The organism is Aeromonas sp. S16(2024) (assembly GCF_041403065.1).
In the GTDB taxonomy this organism is placed as follows: domain Bacteria; phylum Pseudomonadota; class Gammaproteobacteria; order Enterobacterales; family Aeromonadaceae; genus Aeromonas.
The window spans coordinates 70,229-91,895 of record NZ_JBGLQX010000017.1; the positions used below are offsets into that span (position 1 = coordinate 70,229).

20 protein-coding genes are annotated in these 21,667 nt (G+C 58.4%); 19 read left to right on the forward strand and 1 reads right to left on the reverse strand.

Annotation, left to right across the window (positions count from 1 at the left end):
* Window positions 1-5 precede the first annotated feature (5 nt).
* The 7 genes from ptsP (at window position 6) to ACB030_RS13915 (ending at window position 7,237) form a co-directional block, all read left to right on the forward strand.
* Window positions 6-2,285: a phosphoenolpyruvate--protein phosphotransferase gene (gene ptsP / locus ACB030_RS13885; protein ID WP_371160523.1), complete on the forward strand. Its 2,280-nt coding sequence runs from the start codon at window positions 6-8 to the stop codon at window positions 2,283-2,285.
* Window positions 2,286-2,352: 67 nt separating this feature from the next.
* Window positions 2,353-3,189: a prolipoprotein diacylglyceryl transferase gene (lgt, locus tag ACB030_RS13890; RefSeq protein WP_371160525.1), complete on the forward strand. Its 837-nt coding sequence runs from the start codon at window positions 2,353-2,355 to the stop codon at window positions 3,187-3,189.
* 91 nt (window positions 3,190-3,280) lie between these two features.
* Window positions 3,281-4,075, forward strand: a complete 795-nt coding sequence (gene thyA, locus ACB030_RS13895) for a thymidylate synthase (protein WP_234676012.1) — start codon at window positions 3,281-3,283, stop codon at window positions 4,073-4,075.
* A 299-nt stretch (window positions 4,076-4,374) separates the two neighbouring features.
* Window positions 4,375-5,565 (forward strand): Na+/H+ antiporter NhaA, encoded by a 1,191-nt coding sequence (gene nhaA, locus ACB030_RS13900; RefSeq protein WP_371160528.1) that lies wholly within the window; start codon window positions 4,375-4,377, stop codon window positions 5,563-5,565.
* 20 nt (window positions 5,566-5,585) lie between these two features.
* Window positions 5,586-5,966, forward strand: a complete 381-nt coding sequence (locus ACB030_RS13905) for a hypothetical protein (protein ID WP_205643277.1) — start codon at window positions 5,586-5,588, stop codon at window positions 5,964-5,966.
* Window positions 5,953-6,885, forward strand: a complete 933-nt coding sequence (nhaR, locus tag ACB030_RS13910) for a transcriptional activator NhaR (protein ID WP_205643136.1) — start codon at window positions 5,953-5,955, stop codon at window positions 6,883-6,885. The genes ACB030_RS13905 and nhaR overlap by 14 nt, the downstream gene beginning before the upstream one ends.
* Before the next feature lie 49 nt (window positions 6,886-6,934).
* Window positions 6,935-7,237, forward strand: a complete 303-nt coding sequence (locus ACB030_RS13915) for a metalloregulator ArsR/SmtB family transcription factor (protein WP_205643137.1) — start codon at window positions 6,935-6,937, stop codon at window positions 7,235-7,237.
* 49 nt (window positions 7,238-7,286) lie between these two features.
* Here the strand turns inward: ACB030_RS13915 and rpsT are convergent, their stop codons facing one another.
* A complete protein-coding gene (rpsT, locus tag ACB030_RS13920) occupies window positions 7,287-7,550 on the reverse strand; it encodes a 30S ribosomal protein S20 (protein ID WP_139436823.1) in 264 nt (87 codons plus the stop codon).
* A gap of 191 nt (window positions 7,551-7,741) precedes the next feature.
* On the opposite strand from rpsT, the gene murJ reads away from it, so the two are divergent.
* The 12 genes from murJ (at window position 7,742) to ACB030_RS13980 (ending at window position 21,666) form a co-directional block, all read left to right on the forward strand.
* On the forward strand, window positions 7,742-9,304 hold the full coding sequence (gene murJ / locus ACB030_RS13925) for a murein biosynthesis integral membrane protein MurJ (RefSeq protein ID WP_371160531.1): 1,563 nt from the start codon (window positions 7,742-7,744) through the stop codon (window positions 9,302-9,304).
* A 120-nt stretch (window positions 9,305-9,424) separates the two neighbouring features.
* Complete coding sequence (gene ribF, locus ACB030_RS13930) at window positions 9,425-10,399, forward strand: bifunctional riboflavin kinase/FAD synthetase (protein ID WP_025325710.1); 975 nt, start codon at window positions 9,425-9,427, stop codon at window positions 10,397-10,399.
* Window positions 10,399-13,260 carry an isoleucine--tRNA ligase gene (gene ileS / locus ACB030_RS13935; RefSeq protein WP_371160533.1) on the forward strand — a complete coding sequence of 954 codons (2,862 nt, stop codon included), beginning with the start codon at window positions 10,399-10,401 and terminating at the stop codon, window positions 13,258-13,260. Before ribF ends, ileS begins: the two co-directional genes overlap by 1 nt.
* A complete protein-coding gene (gene lspA, locus ACB030_RS13940; protein ID WP_371160535.1) occupies window positions 13,260-13,766 on the forward strand; it encodes a signal peptidase II in 507 nt (168 codons plus the stop codon). Before ileS ends, lspA begins: the two co-directional genes overlap by 1 nt.
* Entirely contained in the window at window positions 13,763-14,215 is a 453-nt protein-coding gene (gene fkpB / locus ACB030_RS13945) for an FKBP-type peptidyl-prolyl cis-trans isomerase (protein WP_303808367.1), read from the forward strand. Before lspA ends, fkpB begins: the two co-directional genes overlap by 4 nt.
* A gap of 79 nt (window positions 14,216-14,294) precedes the next feature.
* Window positions 14,295-15,230, forward strand: coding sequence for a 4-hydroxy-3-methylbut-2-enyl diphosphate reductase (gene ispH / locus ACB030_RS13950; protein ID WP_371160537.1), 936 nt, complete (start codon window positions 14,295-14,297; stop codon window positions 15,228-15,230).
* Between the two features lie 110 nt (window positions 15,231-15,340).
* Window positions 15,341-15,748 carry a type IVa pilus pseudopilin TppA gene (gene tppA / locus ACB030_RS13955; protein WP_371160539.1) on the forward strand — a complete coding sequence of 136 codons (408 nt, stop codon included), beginning with the start codon at window positions 15,341-15,343 and terminating at the stop codon, window positions 15,746-15,748.
* Between the two features lie 3 nt (window positions 15,749-15,751).
* A complete protein-coding gene (gene pilV / locus ACB030_RS13960; RefSeq protein ID WP_371160541.1) occupies window positions 15,752-16,315 on the forward strand; it encodes a type IV pilus modification protein PilV in 564 nt (187 codons plus the stop codon).
* Window positions 16,312-17,355 (forward strand): PilW family protein, encoded by a 1,044-nt coding sequence (locus tag ACB030_RS13965; protein ID WP_371160543.1) that lies wholly within the window; start codon window positions 16,312-16,314, stop codon window positions 17,353-17,355. Before pilV ends, ACB030_RS13965 begins: the two co-directional genes overlap by 4 nt.
* Window positions 17,352-17,795: a type IVa pilus pseudopilin TppD gene (tppD, locus tag ACB030_RS13970; RefSeq protein WP_371160545.1), complete on the forward strand. Its 444-nt coding sequence runs from the start codon at window positions 17,352-17,354 to the stop codon at window positions 17,793-17,795. Before ACB030_RS13965 ends, tppD begins: the two co-directional genes overlap by 4 nt.
* 11 nt (window positions 17,796-17,806) lie before the next feature.
* Window positions 17,807-21,385, forward strand: coding sequence for a pilus assembly protein (locus tag ACB030_RS13975; protein ID WP_371160547.1), 3,579 nt, complete (start codon window positions 17,807-17,809; stop codon window positions 21,383-21,385).
* Entirely contained in the window at window positions 21,382-21,666 is a 285-nt protein-coding gene (locus tag ACB030_RS13980; RefSeq protein WP_262113501.1) for a TapY2 family type IVa secretion system protein, read from the forward strand. The genes ACB030_RS13975 and ACB030_RS13980 overlap by 4 nt, the downstream gene beginning before the upstream one ends.
* Window position 21,667 lies beyond the last annotated feature (1 nt).

The following is a 21,667-nucleotide window of genomic DNA, read 5'->3' on the forward strand; positions in this document are numbered from 1 at the left end:
ATTAGTTGCTGACGGAACTCAGACGCATCGTCGAGAGCATGGCCGAGGCCAACACCCTCGAACAGGCCTTGCAAGCATTGGTGAGCCAGACCCGGCTCGCCATGACGGTGGACTGCTGCTCCGTTTATGTCGCCGAGCCCGACATGCGCCGCTATCGACTGGCGGCCACCGATGGCCTGGCCGAGTCGGCGGTGGGCAAGGCCACCTTGCCGTTCGAGCAGGGCATCGTCGGTCTGGTGGGTCAGCGGGAAGAGCTGATCAACCTGGCCGATGCGCCTTCTCACCCCAGTTTCAAGTTCCTGCCCGATGTCGCGGAAGAGGCGTTTCGCTCCTTCCTCGGCGCCCCCATCATGCACCAGCGCCAGGTGGTGGGCATTCTGGTGGTGCAGCAGAAAGAGAGCCGGCTGTTCGATGAAGGGGAAGAGTCCTTCATGGTCACCCTGGCGGCGCAACTGGCGGCCCGCATCGCCCAGGCTCAGGCCAAGGGCTGGTTGCAGAAGACAGACTGGAGCAAGCCGCTGCGTGGCATTGCCGGTGCCAGCGGTATCGCCATCGCCAAGGCCTGGGTGTGGCGCCCGCGCAAGGCGCTCAACAGCATCACCCCGCGCAAGGACGAGGACCATGGCAAGCAGCTGGCCCGGCTGGAGCTTGCGGTGGAAGAGGTGCGCCACGATCTGGAGAGCCTGGCGCTGCGCTTTCGCGAGAGCTACAGCCAGGATTCAGTCGCCATCTTCGACATCTATCTGCACCTGCTGAACGATCCCGGCTATATCAAGCCCATCCGCAACAAGGTCAGCAAGGAGCACTGGACCGCCATCTCAGCGGTCAAGATCATCAGCGATCGGCTGATCGAGCAGTTCAAGGGGATGAAGGATCCCTACCTGCGGGAGCGCTCCACCGATGTGAAGGACATCGCCCAGCGGCTCATCAGCCGGCTGGTGCAGGACGAACCCGAGCAGCTCACCATAGGGGAGCCGGTGGTGCTGGTCGCCGACGAGGTGACGGCCACCATACTCGCCGAGATCCCGCGGGAGTTTCTGAGTGGCGTGGTCTCGCTCAAGGGTGGGACCAACTCCCATGCCGCCATCCTGGCTCGCGCCATGGGCGTTGCGGCCATCATGGGGGTAGATCTACCCCTGGGTGACATAGGTGGTCGCACCCTGGTCGTCGATGGTTACAGCGGCGATCTCTTCATCGAACCCAATCAGGTGATCCTGACCGAGTACCGGCAACTGCTGAGCGAGGAGCGGGCGCTCGATACCCTGGTGCGCAGCGTCGACAACCAACCCTCGGAGACCGCAGACGGCACCCCTGTCTCCTTGCTGCTCAACGCCGGCCTCAGCGCCGACACCGAGATCTCCCTCAACCATCTGGCGGACGGGGTCGGGCTCTATCGCACCGAGATCCCCTTCATGCTGCAGGACAGCTTCCCCTCCGAATGGGAGCAGACGGCGCGCTATCGCGGGATCCTGGAGACTTATCGGGATCGCCCGGTGTGCATGCGCACCCTGGACGTGGGGGGCGACAAGCAATTGCCCTATTTCCCCATCGTCGAGGAAAATCCCTTCCTTGGCTGGCGGGGGATCCGGCTCACCCTGGATCACCCCGAGTTGTTCCTGGTGCAGCTCAAGGCCATGCTGCGCGCCAGCGAAGGGTTGGACAATCTGGCCATCATGCTGCCGATGATCAGCAGCGTCAGTGAAATCAAGGCCTCCCGCCGGCTGCTGGATCAGGCCTGGCGTGAAGTATCGGAAGAGGCGGCGAGCCGCGATGCGGTGATCCGCTACCCCAGCCTCGGAGTGATGATAGAGGTGCCCTCCGCCCTCTATATCCTGCCGGAGATGGCCCCCCTCATCGACTTCTGGTCGGTGGGCAGCAATGACCTGACCCAGTATCTGCTGGCGGTGGATCGCAACAACGCCCGGGTCGCCAGCATCTATGACGCCTTCCACCCCGCGGTGATCCGCGCCCTGCAACTGCTGGTCGATGCCTCCCATCGCTACCAGAAGCCGGTCTCGGTCTGCGGCGAGCTGGCCGGGGATCCGGTCGGCGTGCTCTTGCTGCTGGCCATGGGCTATCGCCGTTTCAGCATGAACACCCACAACATTTCCCGCATCAAGTACGTGCTGCGTCAATCCGATCTCGGCGAGCTGAAGGCGCTGATGGCCGACGGCCTCAAGCACGACAATCCCCACGTGCTCCGTGGCCTGTTTGCCCGCTATCTGGAGGAGCACGGTCTGGGTGGTTTGCTGCGCGCGGGCCACAAGACCAAGCTGCCCGATTGATATTCAGTCTTGTTCCTGCTGACGAATGATCGGAGAATGCGGCTTTTCTTATGACTGGGGCCGCGCCATGCAGCACGACGGATATTGGGTTTTCTCGCAGATTGATCCCGTAGCATTCAGTTTGGGACCACTATCGGTACGCTGGTATGGTCTCATGTATTTGTTTGGTTTTGCCTTTGCCATGTGGCTTGCAGGCCGCCGCGCCGATGCGCCCAACAGTGGCTGGACCCGCAACGAAGTCTCCGATCTGCTGTTCTACGGTTTCCTCGGGGTGATCCTCGGTGGCCGTGTCGGTTACGTGTTGTTCTACAACTTCGATCTCTTCCTGGCCGATCCCACCTACCTGTTCAAGATCTGGACCGGCGGCATGTCGTTCCACGGCGGTCTGATCGGGGTCATCACCGCCATGATCTGGTTTGCGCACAAGACCAAGCGTCACTTCTTCACAGTGGCGGACTTTGTGGCACCGCTCATTCCGTTCGGCCTCGGCGTCGGCCGCATCGGCAACTTCATGAACGGCGAGTTGTGGGGCCGGGTCACAGACGTGCCCTGGGCCATCATCTTCCCGGAGGCCGGCCCCGAGCCGCGTCACCCCTCCCAGCTCTACCAGTTCGCCTTGGAAGGGGTGGTGCTCTTCATCATCCTGAACCTGTTCTGGCGCAAGAACCCGCCACGGGGCGCCATCTCCGGCATGTTCCTGCTGTTCTACGGCCTGTTCCGCTTCCTGGTGGAGTTCGTACGCCAGCCTGACAGTCAACTGGGTCTCTACTTCCAGGAGATCAGCATGGGCCAGATCCTCTCCACCCCGATGATCATCATCGGCGCCCTGATGATCTGGGTTGCCTACAAGCGTCCGCAGCTGTTCGGCAACGCGGCGAACGCGGCGAAGGAGGCAAAGCAATGAGGGCCAGTCTCGGTCTTATACAGAAGATCCTGCCACAATATTCCTGCAGGAGTATGAGGATGTTTGGTGATGCCGTGAAGGAGGCAAAGCAATGAGGGCTTATCTCGACCTTATGCAGAAGATCCTGGATGAAGGCACCGTCAAATCCGATCGCACCGGCACGGGGACAGTCTCCCTGTTCGGTCATCAGATGCGCTTCAATCTGGCGGAAGGCTTCCCGCTGGTCACCACCAAGAAGTGCCACCTGCGCTCCATCATTCACGAGCTGCTGTGGTTCCTCAATGGCGACACCAACACCGCCTACCTGAAAGAGCACGGCGTCAGCATCTGGGACGAGTGGGCCGACGAGCACGGCGATCTGGGCCCTGTCTACGGTGCCCAGTGGCGCTCCTGGCCGGCGGCCGATGGTGCCGTCATCGACCAGATCCAGAAGGCGGTGGATGACATCAAGCACAACCCGGACTCGCGCCGCATCATAGTCTCCGCCTGGAACGTGGGTGAGCTGGACAAGATGGCGCTCGCCCCTTGCCATGCCTTCTTCCAGTTCTACGTGGCAGACGGCAAGCTCTCCTGCCAGCTCTATCAGCGCAGCTGCGACGTCTTCCTCGGCCTGCCGTTCAACATCGCGAGCTACGCCTTGTTGACCCACATGATGGCCCAGCAGTGCGATCTGGCCGTGGGCGACTTCGTCTGGACCGGTGGCGACGTGCACCTCTACTCCAACCACATGGAGCAGACTGCGCTGCAGCTCTCCCGTGAGCCGCGCCCCTTGCCGCAACTGGTGATCAAGCGCAAGCCGGACTCCATCTTCGACTACCGATTCGAGGATTTCGAGATCCTGGGTTATGACCCCCATCCGGGTATCAAGGCCCCTGTCGCCATCTGATCCCGCATCCGCCGTGATGGCGAGCGGCGCTCGGCGGGGCCTTCCCCGCGTGGTGGCATTACGTTATTCATCTGTTTGAAAGGCGCCTGCGGGCGCCTTTTTTTTATGCATTTTCAGCATTAATATGCAAAAAAGAGAATGCTTGGCGGGCTCGTGAAGGTGGGGGTGGAACGTGTATATAGCAGACATTATTTGTTTTGCCTTCGGTTTTTCCGTTGTTATGGGCTGCTAGAAACGATTTTTCATTAATTCACTCGGGCTCTAGACTGAAAAAGTACAATTTTATGGATAGTTAGACCATGAGCGATGTGTTTAAGCGATTTCTCAAACTGGAGTCAGCCTCCGGAATAATTCTGATCCTGGCCGCCCTGTTGGCCATCGGTCTGGCCAACTCTGCCCTGGCGGAGCACTATCAGAGTTTCCTCAATACCCAGGTGCAGGTGCGCATTGCGGCCCTCGACATCAACAAGCCGCTGCTGCTCTGGATCAACGACGGCTTCATGGCGCTCTTCTTCCTGCTGGTCGGGCTGGAAGTAAAGCGTGAGATGCTGGAGGGGGCGCTCTCATCCCGGGTGCAGGCCACCTTCCCGGCCATCGCCGCCGTGGGCGGCATGTTGGCCCCTGCGCTTATCTATGCCTTCTTCAACTATGAGGATGAAGTCACCCGGGCCGGCTGGGCCATTCCGGCAGCGACCGACATCGCCTTCGCCCTCGGGGTGATGGCGCTGCTCGGTAAGCGGGTGCCTGTGAGCCTCAAGGTGTTCCTGCTGGCACTGGCCATCATGGACGACCTAGGGGTCATTATTATCATCGCCCTCTTCTATACCCAGCAGCTGTCGCTGACGGCGCTGGCGGTCGGCATACTGGCGACTTTGACCCTGCTGTGGATGAACCGCCGTGGTGAAGACAGGATAGGCCTTTACATGCTGGTCGGGCTGGTACTCTGGGTGGCAGTGCTCAAGTCGGGGGTTCATGCGACCTTGGCTGGTGTTATAGTGGGCTTTATGATACCGCTCAATGGCAAGCGTTATTCCTCGCCGCTCAAGCACTTGGAGCATGTACTGCACCCCTGGAGCGCGTACCTGATACTGCCGTTGTTTGCCTTTGCCAACGCCGGTGTCTCCCTTGACGGGATCCATCTGTCTGATCTGCTCAGTCCGGTCCCCATGGGGATCATCTTGGGGCTCTTCATCGGCAAGCCCCTCGGCATCTTCACCATCAGTTGGCTGGCGGTGAAACTCGGTATCGCCCAGTTGCCGAGTGGGGTCAACTTCAAGCAGATCTTTGCGGTCAGCATCCTGTGTGGCATCGGCTTTACCATGTCGATGTTCATCGCATCGCTGGCATTCGAGCATGGCGGACTGGATTACGGCAGTTATTCACGCCTCGGGATCCTGGTGGGGTCTACCTTGGCGGCCGTGATCGGTTATATCGCCCTGCGGATATCGCTCCCCAATCGGGAGGCGAGTCAAAGCACGGAGGGGTTATGAGAAGACTCGGATGGTTAGTCATGCTGGCGAGCCCGGCACTCTGGGCAAATAGTCTGGCGGATTGCCAGCAGGATGCGGCGTCGGCCAGTTGTTCGGCCTATCTCAATGGAGTGGTGGACAGTGCCCTCATGCTGGGGGACAAGCAGGCCAAGGCTCAATTCGGCGAGACCTTTGCCGAGCGGGCGTTGAGCAGCCGAGCCGGCGAGCGAGTCAAGCAGTCGAACAAGCGTTACTGCGGGGAGCGGATGCCGGATCCGGCCCGCCTCAAGCTGACCCTGCAAGAGCAGTTCGGCGCAAACAAGGTTGACTCGGTCAGCGACATGTATGACATTCTGGCGGTTGAACTCAGCTGCTACCGGAGCCCGCGTGGCGCGGGAACCCCATCGGATGTCACACCTTAATTACAACCACCTCTACTATTTTTGGATGACTCAGAAGAAGGGCTCCGTCACTCAGGCGGCGGAAGCCCTCTTCCTGACTCCCCAGACCGTCACTGGTCAGATCAAGCTGCTGGAACAGCGCCTCGGCGGCAAGCTCTTGATCCGCAAAGGGCGCGCCCTCGAGGCCACCGAACTGGGCCAGTTGGTGTTTCGCTATGCCGACAAGATGTTCAGCCTCTCCTACGAGATGCTGGATATCGTCAATTACCGCAAGGAGAGCCAGATCCTGTTCGACGTCGGCATCGCCGATGCACTCTCCAAGCGCCTCGCCAGTCGGGTGCTGCTCTCCGTCATCCCCAACGACGGATCCATCCACCTGCGCTGTTTCGAGTCGACCCACGAGCTGCTGCTGGAGCAACTGAGCGAGCACAAGCTCGACATGATCCTCTCCGACTGCCCGGTGGACTCCAGCCAGCACGCCGGCCTGCTCTCCAAGCGGTTGGGGGGGTGTGGCGTCAGCTTCTTCTGCAAGACGCCGCTGCCCGAAAAGCCATTTCCAGCCTGCCTGGAGGAGCGCAAGCTGCTCATTCCGGGCCGTCGTACCGCCATGGGGCGCCAGCTGACCCAGTGGTTCGAGCAGCAGGGCATCTCTCCCAGCATCCTGGGGGAATTCGACGATGCGGCCCTGATGAAGGCGTTTGGCTTCTTCAATCAGGGTATCTTCATGGCACCGACCATCTATCGGGAGGAGATCCTGGAGGGAGAGGAGGTGATGCTGATCGGGGAAACCCAGGATCTGATGGAGGAGTATTACGTCATCTTTGCCGAGCGGATGATCCAGCATCCGGCGGTGAAGCGGGTGTGCGAGAGTGATTTCTCCTTCCTGTTTGCCGGCCAGGAGGATTTCACCACCATTCAGCCGGCGACCCTGTCATTTTAAATCGGCGGGGCAGGGGGTATGATTCCTGTCTTGCAGGGGAGGGTATGCGATGCAGTTGGAAGAGATGGAGGCGAATGCCGGACGTGCGGTCACCCTGCTCAAGGCGCTGGCCAATGAAAGGCGCTTGTTCATTCTGTGCCAGTTATTGGAGAGAGAGCTGTCGGTGGGGGAACTCAACGAGGTGCTTGGACTGAGTCAATCGGCCCTGTCACAACACCTGGCGGTGCTGCGGCGCGATGAGCTGGTGGCAACGCGAAAAGAGGCCCAGACGGTCTACTATTCGCTGCGTAGCTTTGAGGTACGCGAGATGATTGGATTGTTGCACAGGTTGTATTGCAGCGAACCCAAATAAAAAACCGGCACTAAGGCCGGTTTTTTTAGCTTTGTTCAGCCGAAGCTGATTAAGCCATAGCTTTGATCTGGGAAGACAGGCGGCTCTTGTGACGAGCAGCTTTGTTCTTGTGGATCAGGCCTTTGGTCGCCATACGATCCATGATCGGCTGAGCAACAGCGAAAGCGGCAGTGGCAGCAGCCTTGTCGCCAGAGGCGATAGCAGCGATCACTTTCTTCAGGTAGGTACGGGTCATGGAACGACGGCTGGCGTTGTGTTGACGACGTTTCTCTGACTGAAGAGCACGCTTCTTAGCAGATTTGATGTTAGCCAAGGTAAAACTCCTAAAACTGTCTTAGCGAGTGTATTGAAAAGGCCCGGAAATATGCCTTCCCAACCACATATTGTCAAATGATTTGTGCAAATAAACACCGCCCCCCGGTGGTGTGTCAGATGGGAGACGGTTAAACTGTCGGCCGATTCTAACAGCATTCTTTTCTTTCTGACAGTTCCAGAGGCCTCGTCTTGAGTAAGAAATTGATCAAATCCGGCATGATAGTGTCCGGAATGACGCTGGTATCCCGCGTGATGGGCTTGGTGCGCGATGTGGTCATCGCCAATCTGCTCGGTGCCGGGGTGGCCGCAGACGTCTTCTTCTTCGCCAACCGCATTCCCAACTTCTTGCGCCGACTGTTCGCCGAAGGGGCTTTCAATCAGGCCTTCGTGCCGGTGATGACGGAGTACAAGAAAAATGGTGACGAACAGGCCGTGCGCGAGCTGCTGGCCGCGGTGGCGGGCACCCTTGGCGGCATAGTCACCATAGTCACTCTGCTCGGCGTCCTGGGCTCAGGGGTGCTGACGGCGCTGTTCGGCTGGGGCTGGTTCTGGGACTGGCTGCACGGCGGCCCGGCGGCCGAGAAGTTCGAGCTGGCCAGCCTGATGCTCAAGATCACCTTCCCCTATCTTTGGTTCATCACCTTCACCGCCATGGCCGGGGCCATTCTCAACACCTTTGGCCGCTTCGCCGTCTCCTCCTTCACACCGGTGTTTCTCAACCTCACCATGATAGCAGCGGCCTGGTGGATAGCCCCGCTGCTGGAGCGGCCAGAGATCGCGCTGGCAATTGGCGTCTTCCTCGGCGGTCTGGTGCAGTTTCTGTTCCAGTACCCCTTCCTGCGCCAGATCAACATGCTGGTATGGCCCAAGTGGGGTTGGCACCATCCCGGTGTGGTGAAGATCCGCACCCTGATGATACCGGCGCTGTTCGGCGTCTCGGTCAGCCAGATCAATCTGCTGATCAACACCATGCTGGCATCCTTCCTTGCCACCGGCGCCATCAGCTATCTCTATTACTCGGATCGCCTGCTGGAATTCCCCCTCGGGCTGTTCGCGGTCGCCATCAGTACCGTGATCCTGCCGGCACTGGCCAAGAAGCATGTGGATGCGGATCCGGCCGACTTCTCCCGCACCATGGACTGGGGGGTGCGCATGGTGATGCTGCTCGGCCTGCCCGCCATGGTGGGAATAGCCGTATTGCGCGAGCCCATACTGCGGGTGCTCTTCATGCGCGGCGAGTTCGGCATGCACGAGGTGGCGATGTCGAGCGCCAGTCTGCTGGCGTCCACCACAGGGCTGCTCTCCCTGATGCTGATCAAGGTGCTGGCACCGGGCTACTACGCTCGCCAGGACACCAGGACGCCGGTACGGATCGGCATCTTGGCCATGGTGGCCAACATGGTGTGCAACCTCATCTTCATCTATCCGCTTGGCTATGTGGGGCTGGCGCTCGCCACCGCCTGCTCCGGCACCCTGAATGCGGCCCTGCTGTTCAAGGGACTGTATCAGCAGGCGGTCTATCGCCCTTCCCGCAACACGGGCGTGTTCTGCCTCAAGCTGCTGGCAGCGACCGTGCTGATGGGGGGCGTGCTTGGCTATCTGTCACCGGATCTCGCCCAGTGGGGGGCCTGGAGCATGGGCAAGGCCAGTCTGGAGCTGACTTTGCTGCTCTGTCTGGGGGGCGCGTTGTATGGGATTGTCCTGCTGGTGCTGGGGGTTAGGCTAAGACACCTGAAATCGGGTCAGCAATGAGGCCGATGACGCCCGGGTTCCGGGCCAGATACCTGAAATCGGCTCAACAGCAGGGCTGACCCTGCCTGCTGCCTGATATATAATCCGCCGATTTCCATGGCAGCAACGCACAAGGCACTGATGGAGCTCATTCGCGGCATTCACAATATCAAGCCCCGCCACCGGGGCTGTGTATTGACCATAGGCAACTTCGATGGGGTTCATCAGGGACACCATGCGGTGCTGGCCCGCTTGCAGGAGAAAGCCGCCCAGCTTGGCCTGCCCGCCTGCGTCATGCTGTTCGAGCCGCAGCCCCTTGAGCTCTTTGCGGGGGATGCCGCCCCTGCCCGTCTCAGCCGTTGGCGGGAGAAGTACGAAGCGCTCAAGGGGATGCAGATAGATCGCATGCTCTGCGTGCGGTTCACGCACCGTTTCGCCGAGCAGGCCGCCAGCACCTTCATCGAGCAGCTGCTGGTGGAGAAACTCGGCGTGCACTACCTGGTGGTGGGGGATGATTTTCGCTTCGGCAAGGGGCGGGAAGGGGACTTCCACCTGCTGGAGGAGGCGGGCCATCGCTTCGGGTTCGAAGTGATCAGCACCCAGAGCTTCCAGGTCGAGCGCCAGCGGGTCAGCAGCACGCTAGTGCGCGAGGCCTTGAAGGCAGGGCGGATGGCGGAGGTGGAGCTGATGCTCGGCCGCCCCTATGCCATCAGTGGTCGGGTGGCCCATGGCGACAAGCTGGGGCGCACCATAGGTTTTCCTACCGCCAATCTCGCGCTCAAACGGCAGGTGATCCCGGTCGGTGGCGTGTTCGCGGTGGAAGTGTTATGTTCCGGCAAGACCTTCCCCGGTGTTGCCAATGTGGGTGTACGGCCGACCCTGAGCGGTACACAAGCCAGATTGGAAGTACATCTATTTGATTTTTCTGGTGATCTATACGGTCAGCAGGTCAAGGTGCTGCTTCGCCACAAGCTGCGCGAAGAGCAGAAGTTTGCCTCTTTCACCGCCTTGAAAGAGCAGATCGAACGAGATGCCCTGGCGGCCCGAGCCTGGTTCGGGCTGCCACCATTCAATTTACCCAGCACTCTTTTAGAAAAGAAGGGAACCCAGGACTGATGAGCGACTATAAACACACCCTGAATCTGCCGGAAACCGAGTTTCCGATGCGTGGCGATCTGGCCAAGCGCGAACCCAACATGCTCAAGCGTTGGTACGATCAGGATCTTTACGGCGCCATTCGCCGCGCCAAAGCGGGCAAGCCTTCTTTCATTCTGCATGATGGCCCTCCCTACGCGAACGGCAGCATTCACATCGGTCACTCGGTCAACAAGATCCTCAAAGACGTCATCATCAAGTCCAAGGGCCTCTCCGGTTTCGATTCCCCCTATGTGCCTGGCTGGGATTGTCACGGTCTGCCCATCGAGCTGAAGGTGGAAGGCATGGTCGGCAAGCCGGGTGAGAAAGTCTCCGCCGCCGAGTTCCGCGCCGAGTGTCGCAAATACGCCAAGACCCAGATCGAAGCGCAGAAGACCGACTTCATCCGCTTAGGCGTGCTGGGTGACTGGGAACACCCCTACCTGACCATGGACTTTGGCACCGAAGCCAACATCATCCGTTCCATGGCCAAGATCGTTGAAAATGGCCACCTGCACAAAGGCTCCAAGCCGGTGCACTGGTGTACCGACTGCGGTTCCGCCCTGGCGGAAGCCGAAGTGGAGTACTACGACAAGAACTCTCCCTCCATCGACGTGCGCTTCAAGGCCGTCGACGAGGCTACCGTGGCTGCCAAGTTCGACTGCCCTGAAGGTCACACCGGCAAGGGCCCGCTCTCTGCTGTCATCTGGACCACCACCCCCTGGACCCTGCCGGCCAACCGCGCCATCGCCATGCACGCCGATCTCGACTACGCCCTGGTGCAGGTGGAGGGTGACAACCCCGAGCGCCTGATCCTGGCCGCCGAGCTGGTCAAGGACGTGATGGACAGAGCCGGTATCGAGAAGTTCCACAACCTGGGCTATGCCAAGGGTGCGGCGCTCGAGCTGCTGCGCTTCAACCACCCCTTCTACAGCTTCGATGTGCCTGTGGTGCTGGGTGACCACGTTACTCTGGATGCCGGTACCGGCGCCGTACACACCGCCCCCGGCCATGGTCAGGAAGACTTTGTGGTCGGTCAGAAGTACGGTCTGGAAGTGGCCAACCCGGTTGGCAGCAACGGCGTCTACCTGCCGGATACCGAGCTGTTTGCCGGCCAGCACGTGTTCAAGGCCAATGCGGCCGTGGTCGAGGTGCTGACCGAGCGCGGTGCTCTGCTGCACCACAAGGTGTTCAACCACTCCTACCCGCATTGCTGGCGTCACAAGACCCCGATCATCTTCCGTGCCACCCCCCAGTGGTTCATCAGCATGGAGCAGAAGGGGCTGCGCAAGCGCGCGCTGGAAGAGATCGAGCGCATCGAGCAAGACGGTATCAAACAGCACGGCCAGAGCGGCTGGGTACCTGCATGGGGCAAGAACCGCATCCAGGCCATGGTCGAGAACCGCCCTGACTGGTGCATCTCCCGTCAGCGTACCTGGGGTGTGCCCATCTCCCTGTTCGTCCACAAAGAGACTCAGGAGCTGCACCCGGAATCAGTGCGCCTGATGGAAGAGGTGGCCAAGCGGGTCGAGCAGTCCGGCATCCAGGCATGGTGGGATCTGGACAAAGCCGAGCTGCTGGGCAGCGACGCAGACCTGTACGACAAGGTGCCCGACACCCTGGACGTCTGGTTTGACTCAGGTTCGACCCACTCCTCAGTGGTCGATGCTCGTCCCGAGTTCAACGGTCACTCCGCCGACCTCTATCTGGAAGGCTCTGACCAGCATCGCGGCTGGTTCATGTCGTCGCTCATGATTGGCGTGGCCATGAAAGACAAGGCGCCCTACAACCAGGTGCTGACGCACGGCTTCACCGTGGATGGTCAGGGTCGCAAGATGTCCAAGTCCATCGGCAACGTGGTCAGCCCGCAGGATGTGATGAACAAGCTGGGCGCCGACATCCTGCGTCTGTGGGTAGCGAGCACCGACTACACCGGCGAGATGACGGTCTCCGACGAGATCCTCAAGCGCTCTGCCGATGCTTATCGCCGCATTCGCAACACAGCCCGCTTCCTCTTGGCCAACCTGAATGGCTTCAATCCGGTTACCGACATGGTGGCTGCCGCTGACATGGTGGTGGTAGATCGCTGGGCAGTGGGTCGTGCCAAGGCAGCGCAAGCCGAGATAGTGACGGCTTTTGAAGAGTACAACTTCCACGGCGTGACCCAGAAGCTGATGCAGTTCTGCTCCATCGAGATGGGCTCCTTCTACCTGGACGTCATCAAGGACCGCCAGTACACCGCCAAGGCAGACAGCCTGGCTCGTCGTTCCTGTCAGACTGCCCTCTATCACATCGCTCAGGCCATGGTGCGCTGGATGGCGCCCATCATGAGCTTTACCGCCGATGAGATCTGGGCGCTGTTGCCCGGCGAGCGCGGCGAGTTCGTGTTTACAGAGGAGTGGTATGACGGCCTGTTCGGGCTGGATGCCGGCGAGCAGATGGACGATGCCTTCTGGGCCGAGATCCTCACAGTGCGCGGTGAAGTGAACAAGGCGCTGGAAGCTGCCCGTGGTGAGAAGCGCATCGGCGGCTCCCTGCAGGCCGAGTTGACCCTGTTTGCCAAGCCTGAGCTGGCCGCTCGCCTGAACGCCCTGGCCGATGAGCTGCGCTTCGTGCTGCTCACCTCCAAGGCCAAGGTGGTGGTGGCTGACACTGCGCCGGAAGGCTCTGTGGCGACCGAGCGTGATGACCTGTGGCTGAGCGTGGCCCAGTCTGCTGCCGCCAAGTGCGACCGCTGCTGGCACCATGTGGAAGACGTGGGCACCATAGCCGGTCACGAAGAGATCTGTGGCCGCTGCGTCACCAACGTCGAGGGTGACGGCGAAACGCGTCAATTTGCCTGATGAACATGACTCAAGACACTCAAAAAACCGGCCTGCGTTGGCTGTGGCTGGCTGTGCTGGCCTTTGTACTTGACCAGGCGAGCAAGCTCGCCGTGGTCAAGTTGCTGCCGTTTGGCTATCCGGGGGTGGAGATCACCCCCTTCTTCAACCTGGTGCATGTCTACAACAAGGGGGCAGCATTCAGCTTCCTGGCCGAGCAGGGGGGCTGGCAGCGCTGGTTCTTCGCCGTGCTGGCGTTTGCCATCTGTGGTTTATTGATCCACTGGTTGCGCAAACAATCAGTCACCCAACGCTGGAGCGGCATCGCCTATTCCCTCATCATCGGCGGCGCCCTTGGCAACGTGTTTGATCGCCTGGTGCTGGGCCACGTGGTCGATTTCCTCGATTTCTACTGGCAGCGTTCCCATTGGCCGGCGTTCAACCTGGCGGACAGCTTCATCTTCATCGGCGCCGCCATGATAGTGCTGGAAGGTTTCCGCTCCGAAAAACAGAAGGAGGCGGCATGAGCCAGGCCATAGGTGCTGACAGCAGCGTGCTGTTCCACTTCTCCATCAAGCTGGAAGACGGCTCTGTGGCCGACAGCACGGCGCTGCACGGCAAACCGGCCCGCCTGCGGATGGGTGACGGCAGCCTGACATCGAGCTTCGAGCAGTGCCTGCTGGGGTTGCAACAGGGGGAGGCCAAGAGCTTCACGCTGGCGCCTGAGCAGGCGTTCGGTCACTCCAATCCCGACAACATCTACCATCTGGACCGCGCCAAGTTCGGCGCCGATGTGGAGCCCAAGATCGGCACCATCATTCTGTTCGACCAGCCCAATGGCAGCGAACTGCCGGGCATCATACGGGCGGTGGAAGGCATGTCGGTGACGGTCGATTTCAACCACCCGCTGGCGGGTCACACCGTCACCTTCGAGGTGGAGATCCTGGGCGTGGATGACGAGGAAAAGGTGAGCTGATGGATATTTTGCTCGCTAATCCTCGCGGTTTCTGTCGTGTTGATGTCGATCGCGCCATAGGCATGAGTGAGGTGTACTGATGGATATACTGCTAGCTAATCCTCGTGGCTTTTGTGCCGGTGTCGACCGCGCCATCAGCATAGTCGAGAGCGCGCTTGAGAAGTTCGGGGCACCCATCTATGTCCGCCATGAAGTGGTGCACAACCGTTATGTGGTGAACAAGCTGAAAGAGGCGGGGGCCGTGTTCGTCGAAGAGCTCGACGAGGTGCCGGACGACAGCATCGTCATCTTCTCCGCCCACGGCGTGGCCAAGACGGTGCGCGAGATGGCCAAGTCCCGCGCCCTCAAGGTGTTCGATGCCACCTGTCCGCTGGTGACCAAGGTACACATGGAGGTCCATCGTGCCAGCCGCAAGGGCTCCGAGGCCGTGCTTATCGGTCACGCCGGTCACCCCGAGGTGATCGGCACCATGGGGCAGTACGAAAACCGCGAGGGCGGCATGTATCTGGTGGAGACGCCGGAGGACGTGGCCAGGCTCAAGGTGAAGAATCCGGATGATCTCTGCTTCGTCACCCAGACCACCCTGAGTGTCGATGAGACCTCGGACGTCATCGATGCCTTGCGCAAGCAGTTCCCCAAGATCCAGGGGCCGCGCAAGGATGACATCTGCTACGCCACCCAGAACCGCCAGGATGCGGTGCGGGAGATGGCCGGGCTGGTGGATGCCATGCTGGTCGTGGGGTCACGGAACTCCTCCAACTCCAATCGCCTGCGGGAGCTGGCCGAGAAGGTGGGGGCGCGAGCCTACCTCATCGACGATGCCTCCATGATCGAACCGGGCTGGCTGGACGGTGTGGATCGTATCGGGGTGACGGCGGGGGCCTCTGCTCCCGATGTGCTGGTTCAGAATGTCATCGCCCGTCTGCGTGAGCTGGGTGGCAAGATAGTGACCGAACACCCGGGGCGCGAAGAGAACGTGGTCTTCGAGGTGCCGCCCGAGCTTAGAATCATTTGAATGTGGCCAGGATGGCCTAAGAATAAAGAGTGATGTTCCTGATGCCGGATTTGTTGTCGCGACCTATCCGGCATTAGACTAACAAGACCGCCAGTCACCAAGGATGGGATATGATTGGGTTCTATCGAGGCTTTTCCCTCATTGAATTGATGATTGTCGTCGCCATTGTGGCGATTCTTGGCACCATTGCTTATCCCTCATATCAGCGCTATCTGCTGGCCAGCCACCGTATTGATGCCAAAAAGATGCTGTTGGATGCCGCCAACAGACAAGAAACCTATTTTATGGACTTCAATCGGTACACCTCCTCCGCTGCAGACCTGAATATCTCCGACAACTCCGATTCCGGCTTCTACCATCTGGTCATTTCTGCCGGCGCCAATACTTTCATCTTGTTTGCCACGGCTTCAGGCGCACAAGGCTCCGATAGCGACTGCATCATCTTCTCCATCGATCAGGATGGCACCAGAAGCGCCACCCGACTCGGCGATACTGTCAACGACGCCTGCTGGGACTAGCCGATGAAACGACAACGCCGTCACCAGATGACCGGATTCAGTCTGCTGGAAGTGATGATAGCCGCAGTGGTGCTCTCCTTTGGTCTGCTGGGGCTGGTTGGCATGCAGGCCACGGCCAAGCTCTCCGGCTATGAGGCCCGCCAGCGCACCATTGCCAACTGGCTGGCAAATGACCTCGTGGAGCGTGCAAGGATCAACCAGGACAGCTGGGCTGGCCAGGGCACGACCGTCGTATCCGGCAACGCGATCCTGAACATGCCGAGTTGTGCCAACAGCAATGGCACCATGTCGGATTGCAGTCGCAGTGAACGCCAGGCACTGGACCTCTTCTACTGGCAACAGTCCCTGCTCGGCTCTGCCGTGTCCGGTGCGGCCTCACCTCTGCAGGCTCCGATCGGCTGCGTGATCCGCGGGGCCAATAACAGCCTGACGGTGGGGATCTTCTGGCGCGGCCGTGAGTCTTTGTCTGATGGCGCCGATGCGGTTACCGCCGTGCGCAACAGTTGTGGATTGGGGAATGCCGCAGATCGGCAGAGGCGTCAGTTCGTGCTGACGACCACCTTATGAACGCCCGTGGTTTTACCCTGGTCGAGTGGCTGATCGCCATGCTGATCGGAGTGTTTCTGATCGGTGGTGGCCTTAGTGTCTTCGTCGCCTCTCGCGCCACCACTGAAGATGCCTTCGATCAGAGCGAGCTGCAGGAAAATGGCCGCATCGCCATGCGTCTGCTCACTCAGGACCTGAAATGGGCTGGTTTCTGGGGGGACTATACGGGTTCTCCGATGGTGGTGGGGTTAGGAGTTACCGTAGACGCGAAGCCATCAGCTAACAATTGTCTAAATAATTCGGGTCAAGAAGGCAGTTTGCCATCGAGCGTGGGTGCTAACAGATCACTTTGGGTGGTAAGAATAAATGCCAGCAAGGCAATTGTGGGGGGGGCGTTTTCGTGTATCCCTGTTAGTGAACGTATAGCTGGCACGGATGTCATTAGTGTAAAAAGACTAATAGGCCACGCCTTGCCATCATTATCGACAGCTGCTGATCTTATTAAAAATGACGATAATAAATATTATATGGCTACAACGACGCAGGCCGCACATATATTCCCCATTGATGAAGCTCGTGGCGATAAATCTATTCCTGTAGATATAAATGATGAAAAAATGCCTAACCGTCAATTTTGGGTGTATCAGCATTTTTTATACTATATATCTCCGAACGATAAAACTGGTAATCCAGAACTTAAAAAGCGTTTTCTGACACCTAATGGTGGTTCGGTGGTGATTGGTGGTGCGATGGCAGAGGGGATTGAAAAAATCAGCGTGCTATTTGGTGTCGACGACAGCCCAGTACCGGATGGCGTCATCGATCGCTATGTGGCAACCAGTAATGTGACCGAACAGGAATGGAGTGAAGGTCGGGTCGTGGCGGCACGCATCTTTATCCTGGTGCGTTCACTGCAAGCGTCCGGCAGTTATGTAAATAACAATGTCTATCAAGTTGGTGATGTACCAGTTTTTGGAAATGGCGATGGTTATCGCCGTCTGCTATTGGAATCGAGTGTCTCATTACGTAATCCAACGGTAATAGCAGGAGGGGGGAAATGAGATCCCAGCGCGGTGTGGCTCTGATCGTCGCCCTGATCATTTTGCTGCCCCTTACCCTGATTGCCGTGGTGGTGATGCAATCTTCGGGGCAGGACCTCAAAATGGCAGGTTCGTCCGCCAGCTTCCGGCAGGCGGAGCATAGGCTCGAAGGCATTATCGAAGCCGCGATGCAGAGCAACAACATATCGACGGTAATTGCCAGCATGGGCTCCACTCTGGGGGCCAGTGCGGCGATTAATGTCAATAGCAGCAATGCTTCGGCCGTAGTCGCTCTTACTAATCGTACCGAAACCGTGTGCAAGCGAAAGATTGACGCCAGCAGCAGCAATGTGATCCCTGCGTGCAAATATGTCGAACTGCAGGCCAATGTAAATTATGGAAAATATGTTCGTCCGCTGACTTGGACCGCGGGCGTAGAACAGCCACTGCTCACAGAATAGGAGCGAAGGATATGTGGTTACGACAACTGGGTGTAATTTTATGCTGGTGTAGCCTTGTATTATCGGCGACCTCGACAAGGGCCGATGACACCGAGCTGTTTATTTATGATTTCAATAAGGCGGGTGACTTTCGCCCCAAGGTGCTGCTGATATTTGATAACTCGGGCAGCATGAGAGACACCATGGAGCAGATCAAAGAGGCCTATAATCCTGCCACCGTGTATCCTGCCCTGAGCAATGATCCTGACTCTAACAATAGTAAAAAATACATTTACTTTTCAACAGATGGCAGTATTCCTGCTATCAGCAGCAACAGGCGATTCTCCGACAAGTTAAATGCCTGTGCGACTTCAAAAACGCCATTGTCGAATATTGGCTATTTTCAGTCGCAAATGTGGAGCTATGAGGTTACGAATGGTAACCCACCAAACCGAGGGCGGGGTGAATGGAATTCGCTCAGCGGTGATCAAGAGAGCAATATCAATCTGGTAGATTGCAAGCAGGATATCACGGCAAGCAATCCAGCCAACCCCTATAGCGGTAGCTGGACGGTCGGGGCTGGTTATCCAGTAGATAAGGACAGTACTAGAAACGGCGAGTGGTTTTACACGACCAATAAAAACAATGCCGTCAATGCCAGCAATACGGCTGTGACCATTTATTCTGCCAATTATATCCGTTGGTATCATGGCCCAACCGGTTACTCAGTGGAATCTCGACTCCGTATTGCCAAAGATGCAGTGAAAGGCTTGATTTCATCCACGCCAGGGGTGGACTTCGGTCTGGCTATTTTTAATAAAAATGATGATAGTGATAATAATGGCGGACGCATTGTCAGGGATATATTAGGCAGTGAGATTACCCTGGCAAATGGCAAGACGGGGGAGCAGGACCTGCTGGACCGGGTCGAAGCCCTGACTGCCAGTACCAATACCCCATTGTGTGAAACATTGAGAGAGGCATATCAATTCTTTGGGGGTAAGACCGTTGTATATGGACTGCAAGGCAGCCCGAGAGATACTACAGCCGAGAGCCCGACTGGTACCTATGAGGCACCCTATGATAATTGTTCAAACAACGGTTACGTTATATATATCACCGATGGTGAGCCGACTCAGGATACCTCTTCAGATACCTTTGTGCAGGGATTGATTAATACCCTGAGCACGGATGAAAAAGCGGCCTATGGAACTGTGGTTTCTTATGGTTCTGGAAGAAACAGAGAAAACAGCTATTTGGCTGCCTTGGCTGGTTATATGAAGCACAAGGACGTCAATGCTGTTTCGCCAGGGACCCAGACTGTGACCACCTTTACCGTTGGATTCGGTGATGAAGCCATCTCGGGGGCGGGTAATCTGTTGGCGGAGACGGCCAGGCGGGGAGGTGGTGAGTATTACCCGGCGACCGATGCCTCAGCCTTGACCGACGCGCTAAAGGCCTCTTTGCTGGCGATCCTGCGCATCAATACCTCACTGGTGTCCCCTGCGATTGCCAGCAACAACTTTGACCGAACTCGTAGCCTCAATAACATCTATTACGCCATGTTTGAGCCGGACGACGGGCCCAGATGGCGGGGCAATCTGAAGAAACTGGTATTTTCCCCGGACGGCTATGTTGCTGACAGCCGAGGTCTGCCCGCCATCAAGTTTGATGGCACCATCATCGACAGTGCCCAGACCTTCTGGTCATCCGGCCGTGATGGCAACAAGGTGGCTGAAGGCGGTGCCCAGGAGATGCTGGCGGCAAAAAGCAATCGAAACCTCTATGTCATCAATAATGCCCAGAATCGGCTCGATGCGCTCACCAAGGTAAATCTGGTGACGCAGGCGGGCAGTGAGGCGGCACTCACGACCTGGATGCAGGCCAGCAGCACGACAGATCTGGATGCACTGATCAACTGGACCCAGGGGCTGGATGTCGACGACGAGGATTTTGATACGTCGACCCTGATCCGCAGCCACATCATGGGAGACCCTCTGCATTCTCGGCCGCTGGTGTTGAACTATGGCCCTCAATCCGGCAACCCGGCCGATGCACCTGATTTGCGGATCTTGTTTGGGACCAACGCGGGCTTCCTTCATATGTTCAAGGATATGGGCAGCACCATAGACGAGAGTTGGGCCGCCATTCCCTATGAGTTCTTGCCCAATCAGAGGGCATTGCGTATCAACGCTGAATCTGCGGACCATATTTATGGTGTTGACTCCTCTCCTGTCGCCCTTGTCAAAGATGCCAATCGCAATGGGGTGTTGAAATCGTCCGAGAATGACTTCGTTTGGGTGTTCACCGGATTGAGGAGCGGTGGCAAAGCCTATTACGCCTTCGATATTTCCAGCCCCAATACGCCGACGCTGAAATGGCACCTGAACTCCCAAACGACGGGCTTCGGCGAGCTGGGGCTGACCTGGTCGGTGCCTGAAGTCGCCTTTGTGCCAGGGATCACCACGCCGGTCCTGATTTTTGCTGGCGGTTATGATGTGAACAAGAGTGCCCAGGGGTTGGGGGCGAATGACAGCATGGGTAGGGGGATCTACATCGTGAATGCCGAGACGGGGGCCTTGGTGTTCAGTGCGACCCCGGCAGCCACCTCAACCACGAATCTCCAGGTCACAGGGATGACCGACAGCATGCCGGGGTCGGTGGCGACCCTGGATAGCGATGGTGATGGCAAGACCGACCGCATCTATGCGGGGGATACCGGAGGCAATATCTGGCGCATGGACCTCCCGAGTGCCACCAAGTCAGATTGGCGGGTGTTTAAACTTGCCAGCTTGGGATCGGACAGTACTGAGGCCGCCGATCGCCGTTTCTTTACGCAACCCATAGTGGTGCGAACCATCAACAAGGAAGTGACACGTACAGTGGTGGGGGGAAATACGGTCTATTCCTATCAGGATCGCCCCTTTGATGCGGTGCTGATCGGCAGTGGTGATCGCAATCGGCCCTCCTCGGAAGCGACTGTCCGCAATGGTTATTTCATGTTGCGTGACTATGACGTCATGCCCCGTGCAACTACTGCGCAGGCCAGAAATCCCATCCTGATTACCGATCTCTACGACGTGACCTCAGACCCCCTGTCGGCACAGACGACCAGTGATGATGTTCTGGCGACCAAGGCGGGGATCACCACCGCCAAAGGTTGGGTCAACTGGTTGAACGAACCCGGCGAGAAGTCCATGGGGGCGGGTGTGGTGTTGCAGGGCAAACTCTACTTCACCTCGTTCCTGCCGCAGGTGCAGTCCTTCCAGCAATGCACCATTCAGTCTATAGGTGCGGCGCGTCAGTACATGGTGGACATGCACTATGGCAGCTCCTTCCGTTATGTGGTCGATCTCGATGGCAATGAAACGCCGGAACGCTACGTGGAAGTGCAAAACAAGGTGGCGGACGATCTGGTGGTACATGCAGGGGATGATGCCAAAGTCCGTATCATCGGAGGAGGTGTTGGGGAGGAGGTGATTCTCAAGGACGAGGGTAACGGTGAGCCGGAGCGTTGTACTGGTGTCGGGGAGTGCAACCAGGGCGCGGAAGAGGCGGAAATGGACATGTCGCCCAAGAAAATTTACCTGTATGAAGGAGAGGCGCAATGAAACCACTGAGCACGGTGTTGGGCCTGAGTCTGTTGTTATCGGGAGCGGCGCTGGCGGAGGACATGAAGTGCTACGCCGAGCTGGCGAATGGACAGCGAGTCGTGTTGCATGGTCCTGTGACGGATACTTCCCCTCAGGCTGTACACGAGAAATTCAAGAAGAGAGGGTATGAGGTCGACGGGGCAGTACAGCCGGTGAAGACACTGTTGGAGTGCCGCCCGCTGGGGGAGAAGTTTCAGTCTAAAGAGGGACAGCAGCAGGATGCCAGCCAGTTACGCTAGT

Excerpts from the sequence above, each read along its gene's own strand:
- lgt (WP_371160525.1), top strand. The coding sequence starts at position 2,353 with ATGCAGCACGACGGATATTGGGTTTTCTCGCAGATTGATCCCGTAGCA.
- thyA (WP_234676012.1), top strand. The coding sequence starts at position 3,281 with ATGAGGGCTTATCTCGACCTTATGCAGAAGATCCTGGATGAAGGCACC.
- nhaA (WP_371160528.1), top strand. The coding sequence starts at position 4,375 with ATGAGCGATGTGTTTAAGCGATTTCTCAAACTGGAGTCAGCCTCCGGA.
- ACB030_RS13905 (WP_205643277.1), top strand. The coding sequence starts at position 5,586 with ATGCTGGCGAGCCCGGCACTCTGGGCAAATAGTCTGGCGGATTGCCAG.
- nhaR (WP_205643136.1), top strand. The coding sequence starts at position 5,953 with ATGTCACACCTTAATTACAACCACCTCTACTATTTTTGGATGACTCAG.
- ACB030_RS13915 (WP_205643137.1), top strand. The coding sequence starts at position 6,935 with ATGCAGTTGGAAGAGATGGAGGCGAATGCCGGACGTGCGGTCACCCTG.
- ribF (WP_025325710.1), top strand. The coding sequence starts at position 9,425 with ATGGAGCTCATTCGCGGCATTCACAATATCAAGCCCCGCCACCGGGGC.
- ileS (WP_371160533.1), top strand. The coding sequence starts at position 10,399 with ATGAGCGACTATAAACACACCCTGAATCTGCCGGAAACCGAGTTTCCG.
- lspA (WP_371160535.1), top strand. The coding sequence starts at position 13,260 with ATGAACATGACTCAAGACACTCAAAAAACCGGCCTGCGTTGGCTGTGG.
- fkpB (WP_303808367.1), top strand. The coding sequence starts at position 13,763 with ATGAGCCAGGCCATAGGTGCTGACAGCAGCGTGCTGTTCCACTTCTCC.
- ispH (WP_371160537.1), top strand. The coding sequence starts at position 14,295 with ATGGATATACTGCTAGCTAATCCTCGTGGCTTTTGTGCCGGTGTCGAC.
- tppA (WP_371160539.1), top strand. The coding sequence starts at position 15,341 with ATGATTGGGTTCTATCGAGGCTTTTCCCTCATTGAATTGATGATTGTC.
- pilV (WP_371160541.1), top strand. The coding sequence starts at position 15,752 with ATGAAACGACAACGCCGTCACCAGATGACCGGATTCAGTCTGCTGGAA.
- ACB030_RS13965 (WP_371160543.1), top strand. The coding sequence starts at position 16,312 with ATGAACGCCCGTGGTTTTACCCTGGTCGAGTGGCTGATCGCCATGCTG.
- tppD (WP_371160545.1), top strand. The coding sequence starts at position 17,352 with ATGAGATCCCAGCGCGGTGTGGCTCTGATCGTCGCCCTGATCATTTTG.
- ACB030_RS13975 (WP_371160547.1), top strand. The coding sequence starts at position 17,807 with ATGTGGTTACGACAACTGGGTGTAATTTTATGCTGGTGTAGCCTTGTA.
- ACB030_RS13980 (WP_262113501.1), top strand. The coding sequence starts at position 21,382 with ATGAAACCACTGAGCACGGTGTTGGGCCTGAGTCTGTTGTTATCGGGA.